This is a genomic window from Planctomycetota bacterium (assembly GCA_039182125.1).
Taxonomy (GTDB): domain Bacteria; phylum Planctomycetota; class Phycisphaerae; order Tepidisphaerales; family Tepidisphaeraceae; genus JBCDCH01.
Genome location: JBCDCH010000030.1, coordinates 30,136 through 44,561, shown reverse-complemented (window position 1 = coordinate 44,561; position 14,426 = coordinate 30,136). Strand labels below are relative to the sequence as shown.

13 protein-coding genes are annotated in these 14,426 nt (G+C 63.3%); 4 read left to right on the top strand and 9 right to left on the bottom strand.

The annotated features are described in order from the left end of the window. The 7 genes from AAGD32_09755 to AAGD32_09725 all read right to left on the bottom strand — a co-directional run. On the bottom strand, nt 1-532 hold a 532-nt coding region (locus AAGD32_09755), incomplete at its 3' end, for a hypothetical protein (GenBank protein ID MEM8874533.1). 19 nt (nt 533-551) lie between these two features. Then, the gene (locus AAGD32_09750; GenBank protein ID MEM8874532.1) at nt 552-1,289 is read right to left on the bottom strand and encodes a phosphoadenylyl-sulfate reductase; all 738 of its coding nucleotides are present in this window, start codon (nt 1,287-1,289) and stop codon (nt 552-554) included. Between the two features lie 63 nt (nt 1,290-1,352). Then, nucleotides 1,353-2,168: a DUF547 domain-containing protein gene (locus tag AAGD32_09745; protein ID MEM8874531.1), complete on the bottom strand. Its 816-nt coding sequence runs from the start codon at nt 2,166-2,168 to the stop codon at nt 1,353-1,355. 10 nt (nt 2,169-2,178) lie between these two features. After that, nucleotides 2,179-3,273: a redox-regulated ATPase YchF gene (ychF, locus tag AAGD32_09740; GenBank protein ID MEM8874530.1), complete on the bottom strand. Its 1,095-nt coding sequence runs from the start codon at nt 3,271-3,273 to the stop codon at nt 2,179-2,181. A 27-nt stretch (nt 3,274-3,300) separates the two neighbouring features. Next, the gene (locus AAGD32_09735; protein ID MEM8874529.1) at nt 3,301-4,407 is read right to left on the bottom strand and encodes a Gfo/Idh/MocA family oxidoreductase; all 1,107 of its coding nucleotides are present in this window, start codon (nt 4,405-4,407) and stop codon (nt 3,301-3,303) included. Continuing rightward, nucleotides 4,404-5,627: a DUF418 domain-containing protein gene (locus AAGD32_09730; protein MEM8874528.1), complete on the bottom strand. Its 1,224-nt coding sequence runs from the start codon at nt 5,625-5,627 to the stop codon at nt 4,404-4,406. The genes AAGD32_09735 and AAGD32_09730 overlap by 4 nt, the downstream gene beginning before the upstream one ends. 107 nt (nt 5,628-5,734) lie before the next feature. Then, the gene (locus AAGD32_09725; GenBank protein MEM8874527.1) at nt 5,735-6,676 is read right to left on the bottom strand and encodes a DUF368 domain-containing protein; all 942 of its coding nucleotides are present in this window, start codon (nt 6,674-6,676) and stop codon (nt 5,735-5,737) included. Between the two features lie 231 nt (nt 6,677-6,907). On the opposite strand from AAGD32_09725, the gene AAGD32_09720 reads away from it, so the two are divergent. Further along, complete coding sequence (locus tag AAGD32_09720) at nt 6,908-9,478, top strand: ATP-dependent Clp protease ATP-binding subunit (GenBank protein ID MEM8874526.1); 2,571 nt, start codon at nt 6,908-6,910, stop codon at nt 9,476-9,478. Nucleotides 9,479-9,518: 40 nt separating this feature from the next. Here the strand turns inward: AAGD32_09720 and AAGD32_09715 are convergent, their stop codons facing one another. Continuing rightward, nucleotides 9,519-10,181 (bottom strand): DUF6498-containing protein, encoded by a 663-nt coding sequence (locus AAGD32_09715; protein ID MEM8874525.1) that lies wholly within the window; start codon nt 10,179-10,181, stop codon nt 9,519-9,521. Between the two features lie 197 nt (nt 10,182-10,378). Here AAGD32_09715 and AAGD32_09710 point away from each other — a divergent pair, with 197 nt between their 5' ends. From AAGD32_09710 to AAGD32_09700, 3 genes are read left to right on the top strand one after another with little or no spacing between them, the layout of a single operon-like run. Continuing rightward, on the top strand, nt 10,379-11,107 hold the full coding sequence (locus tag AAGD32_09710; protein MEM8874524.1) for a sigma factor-like helix-turn-helix DNA-binding protein: 729 nt from the start codon (nt 10,379-10,381) through the stop codon (nt 11,105-11,107). Nucleotides 11,108-11,113: 6 nt separating this feature from the next. After that, the gene (locus AAGD32_09705) at nt 11,114-11,638 is read left to right on the top strand and encodes a DUF456 domain-containing protein (GenBank protein MEM8874523.1); all 525 of its coding nucleotides are present in this window, start codon (nt 11,114-11,116) and stop codon (nt 11,636-11,638) included. Between the two features lie 25 nt (nt 11,639-11,663). After that, nucleotides 11,664-12,668, top strand: coding sequence for an exostosin family protein (locus tag AAGD32_09700; GenBank protein MEM8874522.1), 1,005 nt, complete (start codon nt 11,664-11,666; stop codon nt 12,666-12,668). Here AAGD32_09700 and pgi read toward each other — a convergent pair. Beyond that, complete coding sequence (pgi, locus tag AAGD32_09695; GenBank protein MEM8874521.1) at nt 12,643-14,286, bottom strand: glucose-6-phosphate isomerase; 1,644 nt, start codon at nt 14,284-14,286, stop codon at nt 12,643-12,645. The two genes, AAGD32_09700 and pgi, sit on opposite strands and share 26 nt — an antisense overlap. Nucleotides 14,287-14,426 lie beyond the last annotated feature (140 nt).

Genomic DNA, 14,426 nt, shown 5'->3' with positions numbered 1-14,426 from the left:
GGTATGCACCGCTCTTGGGAGCCAGGTCAAGCGCGAGTTCGGCGGCGAGCTTCTGTGCGTGCAGGTGGGCTTCGTCGCGAATCGGTGCCGGGGTAGCGGTCATGTTCCGCGGGATGTCACCGCAGGCGGCCAGGCTTGTCATGAGTTGATCGACGATCCGCTTCACCGTCGCGTGGAGGTTGCCCTTGAGCACGCCGTGCAGTTGGAACGCCTGGCGGGTGGTGACGCGCAGCGTACCGTTGGCGTGGGTGTCGCAGAGGTCGTCGAGATCGAGGTACTGCCCCGCCGAGCACTTCCCGCCGGGCAGCGCGATGCGGATCATCATGCTGTAAGCCTTGTCGAGGCCGGCCTTGCGACGCTCGATGCGCTTGTCGCGGTCGTCCTGCTGGTAGATGCCGTGGAACTTGAGCACCTGAAGGTCATCATGCTCGAACGCGGCGACGGACTCATCGCGGAGCACCGGCAGGATCGTCCCGCGGAGGTGCTTCGAGTTCTGCTTGGCAACTTCAACTTTGGAAAGCTTGGCGGTCATGGTGATCAGGTTGGGGTGATCAGATTTGATAGTGCAGGCCGCACTCGGTTTTTTCGCTGCCGCTCCATCGGCCGGCGCGGGTGTCGTCGGTCGGAGCGGCACCGTCGACGGGTCGCGTGCAGTGGGTGCAGCCGATGGACGGATAGCCGCGTTCGTAGAGGCTGTTGATGGGCGTGCCGTGCTGCTTGACGAACTCCCACGCGTCGCGACGTTCCCAGGCCGCCAACGGTGCGACCTTGAGCACACCGTAACCGAAGTGCCGCGACACGATCGGCGCGTCGGCCCGGGATGGATTCGACGACCGCCGCAACGCGGTGATCCAAACGTCGGCATCCGCCAACGCCTTGCGCAACGGCTCGACCTTCCGCAACGCACAGCAAAGGTCGGGCTTGCGCTCCCAAAGTTTGGGCCCGTACACCTGTTCCTGCAACGCCGGCGTCAGATCGGTGGCAACACGCTCGAAGCTCAGATGTGGATGCCGTAGCTGCATCAAGCGTTCCACCTCGAGCGTCTCGTCGAAGAGAAAGTTCGTGTCGACCATGACCACGCGAGCTGGGACATCGAGCTCGGCGACCATGTCGATCAGGGCGCACCCTTCCATGCCGTAGCTCGTGGTCAAAACCCAGCGGGCCGGGTCGGTCGACTCAGCCAGCCAGTCGAGGATGTCGGCGGGCGCGGCGTCTTGGGCCGGCGGATCGGCCGGCAGGTCCGGGGCGGTGGGCTCCGGAAAGACGCTTTGGTGGACGGGTAAGTGCACGAGGCGAGCATTGGTGGCCCAACGACCAATGTCAATATTCCCTAGAGATGAGTAGGTATTTTGTCATTCGGGTTGTTCCGCTGGCGGACTGTTCCGGCTCCAGTCGTAGCCGATCCCCGTGTAGCCCGTCGCGTCGTGAACCGGCGAATCCGGGCCTGCAAGCCCTCGCAGCGTGTCGAGAAGATCGATTTTTTCATCGCGGGTGAAATCACTTTTGTAGAACTTCGTGAAAATGTCGTTGAGCCCGACTGTGCCATCGGCGAGTCGACGAACGGCCCGGTCATCGCTGAGCGTGACCCGTGCTTGTTCGGCGAGTTGCTCGTCGAGCCGGCCCGCGTCGTACGGCTCATTCCGCAACGGCGGACAGGACGTGCTGGCACAGTTGAACGCGAAGTGAAACCTCGGGTCACGATCCCAGCGGTCGAGCAGCTTCTTCTGTTCGAGCGTGTCGAGCGTGATGCCTTGTCCGCCGACGTTGAACCGATCGAAGAAGAACAACGCGGCCGGCGGAAACGTCAGGATGATGTTGTCCGGATAGCCCCGCTTCATCACGCCGAACATGCACAGCGCGTTGTAGGCGTTGACGTAGTACGCCTGCTTTTGCGCGTCGGTGATGAACAGGTCCGGGCGCTTCCCCGGGCTCGCCGCTTCGATCCGGCCGACGTAGTGGAGCAGCGCGTCGCGGCTACCGGCCTCGTTCGATCGGAGTTTGTCCCAACGGACATAACCATCGGGCGTCACGACAACGTCGAGCACATGGGCCCACTCCTCGTCGGACCACGCGCTCAGCGCGGCGGTGGGCCGGTATTGCGACGCGACCGATCCCCCGCCGCAACCGACGGCGAAAACAAGCAAAACGAGAGTCGTAACCAATCTCATGCCGGCGAGGCTACACGTTGAATAGGAAGTGGCATATATCACTTTCGCGCATGGTGTAGCTCTTACCTTCGGACCGCATTTTTCCGGCCGCTTTGATGGCCGCCTCGGTCTTGTGCTCGATGAGGTCGTCCACGCTGTACACCTCGGCGCGGATGAACCCACGCTCGAAATCGGTGTGGATCACGCCCGCCGCCTGTGGGCCGGTCGCGCCCTGACGGACCGGCCAGGCACGAATCTCCTTCGGCCCGGCGGTGAAGAAGCTCTGCAGCCCGAGCATGCGATACGCCTCACGTGCCAACGTCGCCAAGGCCGGCTCTTTCAGCCCAACCGCTTCGAGCATCTCGCTCTTGTCCGGCTCCTCCAACTCGGCCAACTCACTCTCGATTTTCGCACACACCGGCACGATGCCGCCGCCCTCCGCCTCGGCACGCTCACGCACTTGTGCCACCATCGGGCCTTCGCCCAGGGCGTCGTCCTCATCCACGTTGGCGACGTACAGCACCTTCTTGAGTGTGATCATCCCGCAACCGCGAAGGATTTTGCGTTCGTCCTCGTCCCACTCGCCCGACCGTAGCGGCCTGCCTTCATCGAGGATGGGCAAGGCTTTCTCGAGTGTTTCGAGACGGGCCTTGGCGTCCTTGTCGCCACCGCGGGCCTTGCGGACCGCGCCGTCGCGGGCGCTGGTCGCGGTTTCCAGGTCGGCCAAACAGAGCTCGGTGTCGATGGTGTCGATATCCCGCAGCGGGTCTGGGCCACCGTCGACGTGCTGAATGTCATCGTCCTCGAAGCAGCGCACCACATGCAAAATCGCGTCGACCTCACGGATGTGCGACAGGAACTTGTTGCCCAAACCCTCGCCCTCGGAGGCACCTTTGACGATGCCGGCGATATCGACGATGCGCAGCTGAGCGGGGATGACCTGCTCGGTCTTGATGTGCTCCGCGATCACGTCGAGCCGGGGATCGGGCACCGCGACGACGCCGACGTTCGGCTCGATGGTCGCAAACGGATAGTTCGCCGCGAGTGCCCCGGCCGCGGTAAGTGCGTTGAACAGGGTGGATTTCCCAACGTTGGGCAGACCGACGATGCCGACTTCAAGTGCCATGGTCGTTCAGGGTAGGTGCGGCCACGCTCAAGCAAACACCCCGAACTCGCTCGGCATCAGTGGCGGGCGGTCGTACGGCGTGGTGATCTCGACGGCGTTGCCGTTGCTGTCACGGAAACCCTGCATGGCGTCGAGGACGACGAATCCCTGGTCGATGTTGCAGCGGGGTTTGCGATCCTGCTGGATTGCGGCACAAAGATCGGCGAGCCCCACGCTGCGGCCGTAGCCTTTCGGCGTGACCGGCGAGAGTGTTTGCCACTCGCCGGAGCCACGTTCCGAGAGGTGTACGTCGCCATCGAAGCTGTTGGGATCGGGAACTTTGAGCACGCCCTCGGTTCCGGTGATAACGATGGGATGTGCCGCGTCGTGAGGACTGCCGGGCATGGCGAAACTCTGCACGATGGTGCCCGTGACGCCGTTGGCAAACTGAAGGATGGCAACGTAGTGGTCGGGGGTTTCCACGTCGACCTTCGTGCCGTTGAGCGGCTCGGACGTGATGGTTCGCGGGGTGATCGCGATGTTGGCGAAGCCGGAAACGCGGGTGATTGCCCCGAGCATCTGCAGCAGCGCGGTGAGGTAGTACGGCCCCATGTCAAACATCGGCCCGCCGCCGGGCTTGTAGTAGAACTCAGGCGAGGGGTGCCACGTTTCGTGGCCCCCGCCGGCCATGATCGCGGTCACGGCGGTGGGCGTGCCGATCATGCCGTCGTCGATGGCCTTACGTGCGGTCTGGATGCCCGAACCGAGGACGGTGTCGGGCGCGACGCCGACGAGTAGACCGGTCTGCTCCGCCTTCTCCAGCACTTTCCGCCCTTCCTCGCGGTCCACGCCCAGCGGCTTCTCGCAGAACGTGTGCTTGCCGGCGTCGAGCGTCTTGAGCATCGTCTCGACGTGAACGTGCGGGATCGTCAGATTGAGAACGACCTCAACGTCATCAGATGCGATCAACTCATCCGGCATCAACACGGACTTCACGCCGTACTTCGCAGCCTGCGCCGCGGCGACATCGCGCTTCAGATCGGCAACGGCGACCATGTCGATCACGTTCAGGTTTGTAGCGTTTTCGAAATACTGATCGGAAATGTTCCCGCAGCCGAGGACACCGACGCGGACAGGGCGGAGTGCGTTGCTCATGCCGCCGAGCGTAACAACGGTTGCGGCTTTGCATAGTTCACGGAACGCCACAACCATTCAGCCGGACCGAAGCGGAAGAACGTGAGCCAGATCGGGCTCCACACCAACTGCACAACCCACACGGCCAGCACGAACCACACGAGTTCCGTCCGCTCCCACGCTTGGAAACGGTCGCCGGTGTAAAAGAACGCCGTCGCGATGACCGATTGGGCGAGGTAGTTTGTTAGCGCCATCCGCCCCACCGCCGCGATGGGTGTCAGCAACGCCCCGGCGATCTTGCAGGCGAACATGATCAGCGGGATGTACGCCAACGCTAGAAACGCACTGCCCCAGTAGTTCCATTGCATCGCGGCGGAGAACATATAGAGAATGTCGTCGTCGTTTCGCAGTGCCAGGATTGTGTCGATGATCGTGATCGGTAAACCGACGACCAGCCCGATCGCGAGCAGCGGGAGGAACTTCGTGACGGACGTCCGCGCGTCGAACAGCCCGAGCTTGAGTAAGGCCATACCGGCGAGCATCAGCCCCAATACGCGCGGGCCAAAGAAGATGACCATGAACGGCTGGTTGAACACGTTGAGCGTCAGGCGGTACCAGGCCTGCTCGGCATAGCTGCCCCGGAACGCCGCGACTTCGGCGGCGATCGCTTCGGGTGTCATCTCCATCATCTCGACGATGTCCTGCTCACCAAGCTCACCGGCAGCCCACAGACGCGCGCCCATACCCAGCAAGAGCACGCCACTGAGCGCGACGAACCCCGCTGCCGACCAGATGAGCGCCGTCGGCGAGAGCTTGCGGAACAGGAAAACGACGGCCCCGCACACCGCGTAAAGCACGAGGATGTCTCCGAACCAGAGCAGGTATGCGTGGATCATGCCGATCGCGAAAAGCGACGCGGTACGGGTGTAGTGAAACTTCACTGCACGCCCGGCTTCGTCGGCCCGCCGCGTCGAAAGCAGCACGCCGGCCCCGAACATCATCGAGAACAGCGACATGAACTTCTGGTCCGCGAACATCCGCTGTAACGCGTAGACCGTTCCGTTCGCTTCCTCGATTCCGCCTTCGACGTAGCTCGGCACCATGTACGCGTTGCCGATCTGCGAGAAGCCGATGATGTTCATCACCAGAATGCCCAGCACCGCAACCCCGCGTAGCACGTCCAGCGAATCGATACGATCAGCACGTTTGACCGGTCCAGCAAGCGCGGTGGGCTCCGACATACTCCACAGGTTACAGAAAACCGACCAAGAACGCCCACGCCTTCAGGCGTGGGTCCGCGTTCGGTGCCGCTTGCCGACCCACGGCTGAAGCCGTGGGCGTTCGGGGATTAAGTTTGAGGCTCATCTTTCGGCGTCACGAAGAACGTCAACGCCAGCACCGCGACAAAACCACCGATACATGCCGCCGCGCCGATCGCGTAGTCTCGGCCGGTCGATTCGCTAGTGAACGGCCAGATCGCCACCGCGCTGCCGATCAACACGCCGAGCAGCAGCCCGCCCATCGGCTGTTCGTGGTGTTTGAGCAGATACTTCAGCAGGTTCGAGAGCAGCACCAGCGAGAGGATCGCCCCGACCGCGACCGGGCCCAGAATCTGCAGGGCAGTCATGGCGTGCTCGGTGTCGCCCCGGGCGATGTCCTTGAGCAGCGAAACCGCGCCGGTGATGTGTTCGTAGCGCCCGAGGATGAGCATCATGTAAGCCCCGCTAATCCCCGGCAGGATCATCGCGCTCATCGCCAACGCCCCGCCGGCGATGTCCCGACCGATGCTCACGCTCGGCACGAACGTCTCGGCCGCCCGCACCTCCCGTGCCGCCGCCTTCGCTCCTTCGTCCTCCGTCAGAAAAATCGCCAGCATCAGCCCGAAGCCCACGACAAACGCAATGACCGTCGGCCACTTGATCGGCCGGCACATCTTCCAAAGCAGCGGCGCTCCGGCCAGCGTCATCCCGATGAACAACGCATACATCAGAGACTCGTGCGTCCGCACCAGGTAGGACATCACCGTCGAGAGCCCGACGATCGCCACGCCCGCCCCTGCGATGATCAGCCCGAGAAAGATCAAGGCCGATCGACTGAACCGCAGCCGGGTGATGTCGGCGACACTGCCGATAAACCGGTCGTACAGCCCCATGATCAGCACCATCGTCCCCCCCGAGACGCCGGGCACGAGGTTGGCCAGGCCCATTAGTCCGCCGGTGAAGAGCGTCCGGAAGATCGGCGTGTGGGTGGCCTGAGTTGGCGGGCTGTCGGTCTCGGTCGGGCGTTCCATGGACACCCCGAGCATCGACATGTCGCGGCCGAAAATCCAATGCCGTGATGATCCGGTGCTGTGGCGGGGACGTACGACCGATACGCAAACCGTACCCCCGGGTTTCATATCACGAGCACCTGCCGGGATGGCAGAGGTTCGGGTTGCATAAGGTGTGGATGACAAACCGACGGCCGGGCCCTTCGCCGATGTCGGGCAGCGCGTCGGTCACGCGAAACGGAGAACCGAAACATGTTCGAACGATTTACAGATCGCGCACGAAAGGTCATGGCACTGGCCAACCAGGAAGCGCAGCGGTTCAACCACGAATACATCGGGACCGAGCACATCCTGCCCGGCCTCGTCAAGGAAGGCTCGGGCGTTGGTGCAAACGTCCTCAAGAACCTCGACGTCGACTTGCGCAAGGTCCGACTCGAAGTCGAAAAGCTCGTCAAGAGCGGCCCGGAAATGGTGACCATGGGCAAGCTCCCGCAGACCCCGCGGGCCAAGAAGGTCATCGAGTACGCCATCGAGGAAGCCCGCAACCTCAACCACAACTACGTCGGCACCGAGCATCTCTTGCTCGGACTGCTCCGCGAACACGACGGCGTGGCGGCCCAGGTGCTGATGAACCTCAACCTCAAGCTCGAGGAAGTCCGCGAGGAAGTCCTCAACCTCCTCGGTGCCGGCGTCGAGGGTGAAGAGGAAGACGGCGGCGGCGTTGCCGAAGGCGGCGGCGGTGGTCGCTCCCGCGGCAAGGGCAAGGGCAAGTCCCGCACCCCCGCGCTCGACAGCTTCGGCCGCGACCTCACCGAGCTCGCCAAGGAAAAGACCCTCGACCCGGTCATCGGCCGCAGCGAGGAGATCGAGCGCGTCATCCAAATCCTCTGCCGACGTCAGAAGAACAACCCCGTCCTGCTCGGCGAAGCCGGCGTGGGCAAGACCGCGATCGTCGAAGGCCTCGCGCAGCTGATCATCTCGCACGAGGTGCCCGAGATCCTGCACGACCGCCGGCTCGTGGTGCTCGACCTCGCGATGATGGTCGCCGGCACGAAGTACCGCGGCCAGTTCGAGGAGCGCATCAAGGCGGTCATGAACGAGGTCCGCAAGAGCAAGAACGTCATCCTGTTCATCGACGAGCTGCACACGCTGGTCGGTGCCGGCGGTGCGGAGGGTGCGATCGATGCGAGCAACGTGCTCAAGCCCGCCCTCTCCCGCGGCGAGATTCAGTGCATCGGTGCGACGACGTTCGACGAGTACCGCAAGTACATCGAAAAGGACGCCGCCCTGGCCCGTCGCTTCCAGGCGATCACCGTCGATCCGCCCAACAAGGAAGACGCGGTCAAGATCCTCGGCGGCCTGCGTGAGCGTTACGAGAGCCACCACCGCGTGAACATCACCGACGCCGCCCTCGAAGCGGCCGTCGAGATGTCCGAGCGGTACATCACCGGCCGCTGCCTGCCGGACAAGGCGATCGACGTCGTCGACGAGGCCGGCGCCCGCGTCCGGCTGCGTTCGATGACCAAGCCACCAGACCTTGCCGACATCGAGGAACAGATCGAGCGTCTCTCGATCGACAAGGACAACGCGGTGAAGAACGCCGAGTACGAGGAGGCCGCCCGCCTCCGCGACCAGGCCGAAGCGCTGCGTGCCAAGAAGGAAGAGATGCAGCGTCAATGGCGCGAGAAGTCTCAGGAAGTCGACGGCGTCGTCGACGAGGAGATCATCGCCGAGGTCATCTCCAAGATGACCGGCGTCCCGCTGACCCGCCTCGAGAAGGAAGAAGCCCAACGCCTGCTCGAACTCGAGAACGAGCTGCACAAGCGCGTCGTTTCACAGAACGAGGCGATCGAGGCGATCAGCAAGACGATCCGCCGGGCACGCTCGGGCCTCAAGGATCCGAACCGTCCCATGGGCGGCTTCCTGTTCCTCGGACCATCGGGCGTCGGCAAGACGCTGCTGTCCAAGGCACTCGCCGAGTTCATGTTCGGCGACGAGGACGCGCTCGTGCAGATCGACATGTCCGAGTACATGGAGAAGCACAACGTGTCGCGTCTCATCGGCGCCCCTCCCGGCTACGTCGGCTACGAGGAAGGCGGACAGCTCACCGAGCGCATCCGCCGTCGTCCCTACTCGGTCGTCCTGCTGGACGAAGTCGAGAAGGCGCACCCGGACGTGTTCAACATGCTCCTGCAGATCATGGAAGAAGGCCGGCTCACCGACTCGTTCGGTCGCCATGTCAACTTCCGCAACGTGATCATGATCATGACGTCGAACATCGGCGCCGAGCTGATCAAGGGCGGCGTCACCCCCTTCGGCCTGCAAGGTAAAGGCACCGGCACCGCCGAGGAGCAGACGTACTCGAAGATGAAAGACACGCTCATGAAAGAGATCGAGCGTTTCTTCCGCCCCGAGTTCATTGGCCGCCTCGACGACGTGATCGTCTTCCGCCCGCTCAACGAGGAGCACCTGAAGGACATTGTCGAACTCGAGCTCAACAAGGTCACAAGCCGTCTGCAGAAGACGCACGACCTCGTGCTCGAACTCGACGAGGACGCCAAGAAGTTCCTCATCGGCAAGGGCACGAGCACCGACTTCGGTGCCCGCCCGCTACGCCGAGCCATCGAGCAGTTCGTCGAGGACCCGCTCTCGGAGGACATCCTCCGCGGCAACTACGACGGCAAGGGTCGCATCGTCATCTCCCACAAGAAGGACGATGACGGCAACGACCTCGACCACCTCTACTTCGAAGCCCACGATAAAGAACCCGAGGGCACCGAAGAAGAGCAACAAGCCGTCGCCGCCGCCGCGGACGCGACGTAGCCCGCACCGATAACCCTGAACCGAGAAAGCCCACGCCGAACTAGGCGTGGGTTTTCTTTTGTGCACGCCTTTCGACAATCAGATCGAAACCGGTTTTGAGCACCACCAGCAGAACCAACAAGCCGATCGGTGACTCCAGCAACAGCGCAATGAACGCGCCTCCGATGATCGTGATGTGCATAACCACGACGCGTCCGTACGGCATGCCATCGGCCGTGTCGCTCATTTTGTTTTTCCCAGCCATGAGCGGCGGCGGGTCGTTCCAGTTGGCTCGTACCCGCCGAACCGCCGCAAACACGTGTGGCACCGCGAGCAACGCCAAGCCCCCTGCCCACCACGGCGACACTGTCGGGATGTCGTCGAACGGATCGCCCCCGCCGGTAAACACGCCGGAGGTCAGCACGATCAGGAACATGAGATGCACAAACGAAAAGATGCCGAAATGCACGGTGAAGAACGCCACGATCGGCAGCGCCTTGATCCCGTGGAGCAACAGCCACTGGGCCATGCAGAGCACGCCGATCACGACCGTCTCGGCCCAGTACACCAACAACACGTCGCGCAAGCTCCAGCCCAACGCCAACACGCCGACAAGCACGAACACGTTTGCAAAAACCACGAGGAGCGTCCGCCATGCGGTTCGTGACATACCCAGCGGTGGCATGTCGTCGTAGCCTGACCTCATCGGGTCGTTATTCGTCATGCGGACGATTTCTACCCGAAAACACAACCGTCTGGCGAACCGACTTGCGGGCCGGGCGTATCACTGACACCTCCGAGTTGTTTGGGAGGGCCTCCGAGATGTATGGGAGGCGAAGAGCTCTCGATATGTATCACGCCGCGACTGGGCCCGGTCGCGGCGTGTTATTTGGATCGGCCGTACGCACTACGATCCAGACCGTGGATGCCAAGGCCGGCCAACTCGACGAAGCATCGGATGTGTCCGTCAAGGACGTCCGCCGCGCGGCCGACGGGAAGCCCGCCGCCGTCGCGAAGTTGGCCGGTCGGTTCTATCCCAGCGTCGCCCGCATGTCCCTCGGCATGACCGGACGCGACGACCTCGGCCCGAAGGTCGCACGCAACATCGTGCGCCGTTCCGTCACGGCCATGCAGCGTTGGCGGGACGAACACGCACCTGAGCGGTGGTACCGCCATCACACGATCATCGAAGTCCGCCACGCCCTCGCGCACAACATCGGCACCCGCCGCGATGTGCTCCTCACGCCCGACGCGGATGCACGGGCAGCCGCGTTTCTCGCCGCCGTGCGGAAACTCCCGCACCAACAACGCGAGGCCTTCCTCCTGCACCACGCCGAGAAACTCGGGCCACGCACGCTGGCGGTGTCGATGGACTGCAGCGTCGAAGCCGCCGGCAACCACCTCCGCGCGGCCGACAAGGCGTTGCGCTTGGTCGCCGACGATTTCGAACGCCAAGTCGATGCGATCGCGACCGCCTGGAGCGGACTCACCCCGCCCGAACCCGAACAAGTCCGCTTCATCACGCAGCAGACCCGGCGGGCGCTATTGCCTCGTCGGATCAAACGGGCGCTGCAGTGGATGCTCCTGATCCTCTGGCTCATCGGCCTTGGCGTCGCAACCTGGTGGGTCATTCAGAATGTGGAATGGTGAACGAAGATGAACTGGCTGGACCTGACCTACTACGCGCTGCTCCTGTTCACCGGACTACTTTGCGTTTTCGTGACGATCGTGGGCATTCCGGGCCTGTGGGTGCTCGCGATCGCGGCGATCTTCTACGCATGGATCGGCGGGTGGACGCACCTCGCGTGGCCGGGATTACTGACCGTGCTGCTGCTGGCAGTGCTCGCGGAGGTGATCGAGTTCGTCGCCGGAGCGGCAGGCAGCAAACAAGCGGGCGGCAGTTGGCGGAGCATGCTCGGTGCCATCGGCGGCGGGCTCATCGGCGGATTGCTTGCTACGTTCCTGATCCCCGTCCCGCTGATCGGTTCGATCATCGGCGCGATCCTGGGGGCAGCCGTCGGCGCGGTCGCGTTGGAGTTGTTCGTCGAGAAGGACTGGCGGCAACTCACCGACGTCGGCCTCGGCGCGGCCAAGGGCCGAGCGATCGGGATACTCGCCAAAACCGGCTGTGGTGTCGTGATGTGGCTGTTCCTCGTGTTCGCGGCTTGGCCCCATGCGTAGCGCGGCGGGGCCTATGTTTGCGTCGATGCCTGACCAACTACGGGTGTACCTCGTCGCGGCGGAACCGCATCCTCGCCCTTGTCCGCTCGCGGTGGCGGCGAGTGCCTACGACGAGCAGACCGAAGCGCGTTTCGATCAACGGTACCAAGCGTACCTCGCCGACGATCGGTTCCGGTCCGTCTCCGACCCGGCCGATGCCGACTTCATCTCCAACGGCCGCGATTACACACTCGCGCGTGTCAGTGACGAAGCACATCGGCTGGTGAACGAGACGGGCAAACCGGGCATCTTCTTCGACATCTCGGACAATCATCTGCCCTCTCCGCCGATTGACGGAATCGTCTACCGACATGGCCTGCTAGCGAGCCGAGCATTAAGTCACGAGCGGAGTTGGCCGGGGTTGGCACTGGACTTGACCCAAGCCGGCGGCGGCTTCGACCCGTTCCCGCACGAGCAACGCCCGCGAGTGGCATTCTGCGGATTGGTACTGCCGGCGATGCAGAGAATCTGGCTTCAGGTGCGCGGCAAGAAAAGCACGACGTCACAATGGCTGCGTGCCAAAGTTGTCTCGGCCGCCCGAAACGCGACCGAGATCGACACCGACTTCATCATCCGCGACCGCTACCAGGGCAAGCCCGTCTTCCGTGATCCGACATTGCAGGTTCGCCAAGATTTCTTGCAAAACATGGCGGACTCGCCGTATGCGTTGTGCGTCCGCGGGTATGGCAACTACTCCGTCCGGTTCTTCGAGGCGTTCGCGGCCGGACGCGTCCCGGTGCTCGTCGACACCGACTGCGTGTTGCCCTTTGCCGATGAGATCCCTTACGCATCCAGATGCGTCATCGTCCCGATCGACGATCTGGCCAACATCGGCAAGCACATCGCGGCGTTTCACGCGAAGCACGAACAAGCCTCGTTCGCGAAGCTACAGCGAGCCAACCGAGAAACATGGGAGCGTTGGTTCGCCCCGCCCGTGATGCTGCACCGCTGCGTGGAACGCGCGCTCAGCGAAGTCGCTTGTACGCGTTGATCAGGCCGTTGGTGCTCGCGTCGTGTGAGGTCACCGCCGCGTCGCCGTCGAGTTCGGGGAGGATGGCTTTGGCAAGTTGCTTGCCGAGTTCGACACCCCATTGATCGAAGCTGTTGATGTTCCAGATCGCGCCTTGGACGAAGATCTTGTGCTCGTACATGGCGATGAGGGAGCCGAGCGTTTGCGGCGTGAGCTTCTCGAAGAGGATTGAGTTGGTCGGGCGGTTGCCGGGGAAGGTCTTGTGGGTGACGAGGTCACCGGTCGCGCCCTCAGCTTTGACCTGCTCGGGCGTCTTACCGGTCATCAGCGCTTCGGTCTGGGCGAAGAAGTTGCTCAGGAGGATGCGGTGATGGTCGGCCCCGAGGTCGGTCAGATCGTGATGCGTCTTGGCCGGGGCGATGAAGTCGCAGGGGATGAGCTTGGTGCCCTGGTGGATGAGCTGGTAGAAGGCGTGCTGGCCGTTGGTGCCGGGTTCGCCCCAGACGACCGGGCCGGTCTGGTAGTCGTCGATGACCTCGCCGCCGCGCGTGACCCGCTTGCCGTTGGACTCCATGTCACCCTGCTGGAAGTATGCGGCGAAGCGGTGCATCGACTGGTCGTACGGCAGGATCGCCTGCGTCTCGCTGCCGAAAAAGTCGACGTACCAAACGCCCAGCAACGCGAGGATCACCGGCAGGTTCCGGTCGAACGGCGCGGACCTAAAATGCTCGTCCATCTCGTACGCGCCCGTGAGCAGCGCATCGAAGTTGTCGAAACCGACGTAGAGCGCGATCGGCAGACCGATGCTCGACCAAAGCGAGTAGCGTCCGCCGACCCAGTCCTCGAACTCGAACATGTTGGCCGTGTCGATGCCGAACTCGGCGACCTTCTCGGCGTTGGTGCTGGTCGCGACGAAGTGCTTGGCGACCGCGCTCTCGTCCTCGGCCGACTGAAGGAACCACGCCTTCGCGCTGCTCGCGTTGGTCATGGTTTCCTGCGTCGTGAACGTCTTGCTCGCGATGTTGAACAGCGTCGTCTCCGGGTCGACGCGCTTGAGCGTCTCGGCCAAATGGGTGCCGTCTATGTTGGAGACGAAGTGAACACGCAACTTGCCGTCGTCTGCGTAGGGGCGAAGTGCTTCGGTGACCATCACCGGACCGAGGTCGGAGCCGCCGATGCCGATGTTGACCACGTCGGTGATCGCCTTGCCCGTGAAGCCCTTGTGATCGCCCGAGCGGACCTTGTCGCAGAAGACGCGCATCTTCTCAAGCACGGCGCGGACGCCGGGCATGACGTCGGCACCATCGACGGTGATCGGCTCGCTACCCTTGTAACGCAACGCGGTGTGCAGCACCGCCCGGTCCTCGGTGATGTTGATCTTCTCGCCGCCGAACATCGCGTCCCGAAGCCCGGCGACGTTCTGCTCGTTCGCGAGTTCGATGAGCGCCCCGAGCGTGTCGTCGGTAATGCGGTTCTTCGAATAATCCAACAGCAGGCCACACGCCGATCGGCTCATCTTCGCGAACCGCTGCGGGTCCCGGGCGAACATGTCCCGCATGTGCCGACCCTTCACTTCCTTCAGGTGCTCGGCGAGCTTGGACCATGCTGCTGTTTTCGTCGGCTTCGTACGTTCGGACATGCGCGGACCCTATCAAAACCCACGCATCGCCGGAATATGTCGAATGGGCAAGCGGGAAACTCGCCCCGTCGGCCCGTCCCGTTGCAGACGGTCGGTTCCGGCCCTACCGTCGTCGCCCCACTTCTCCCAAGGAAACTCGC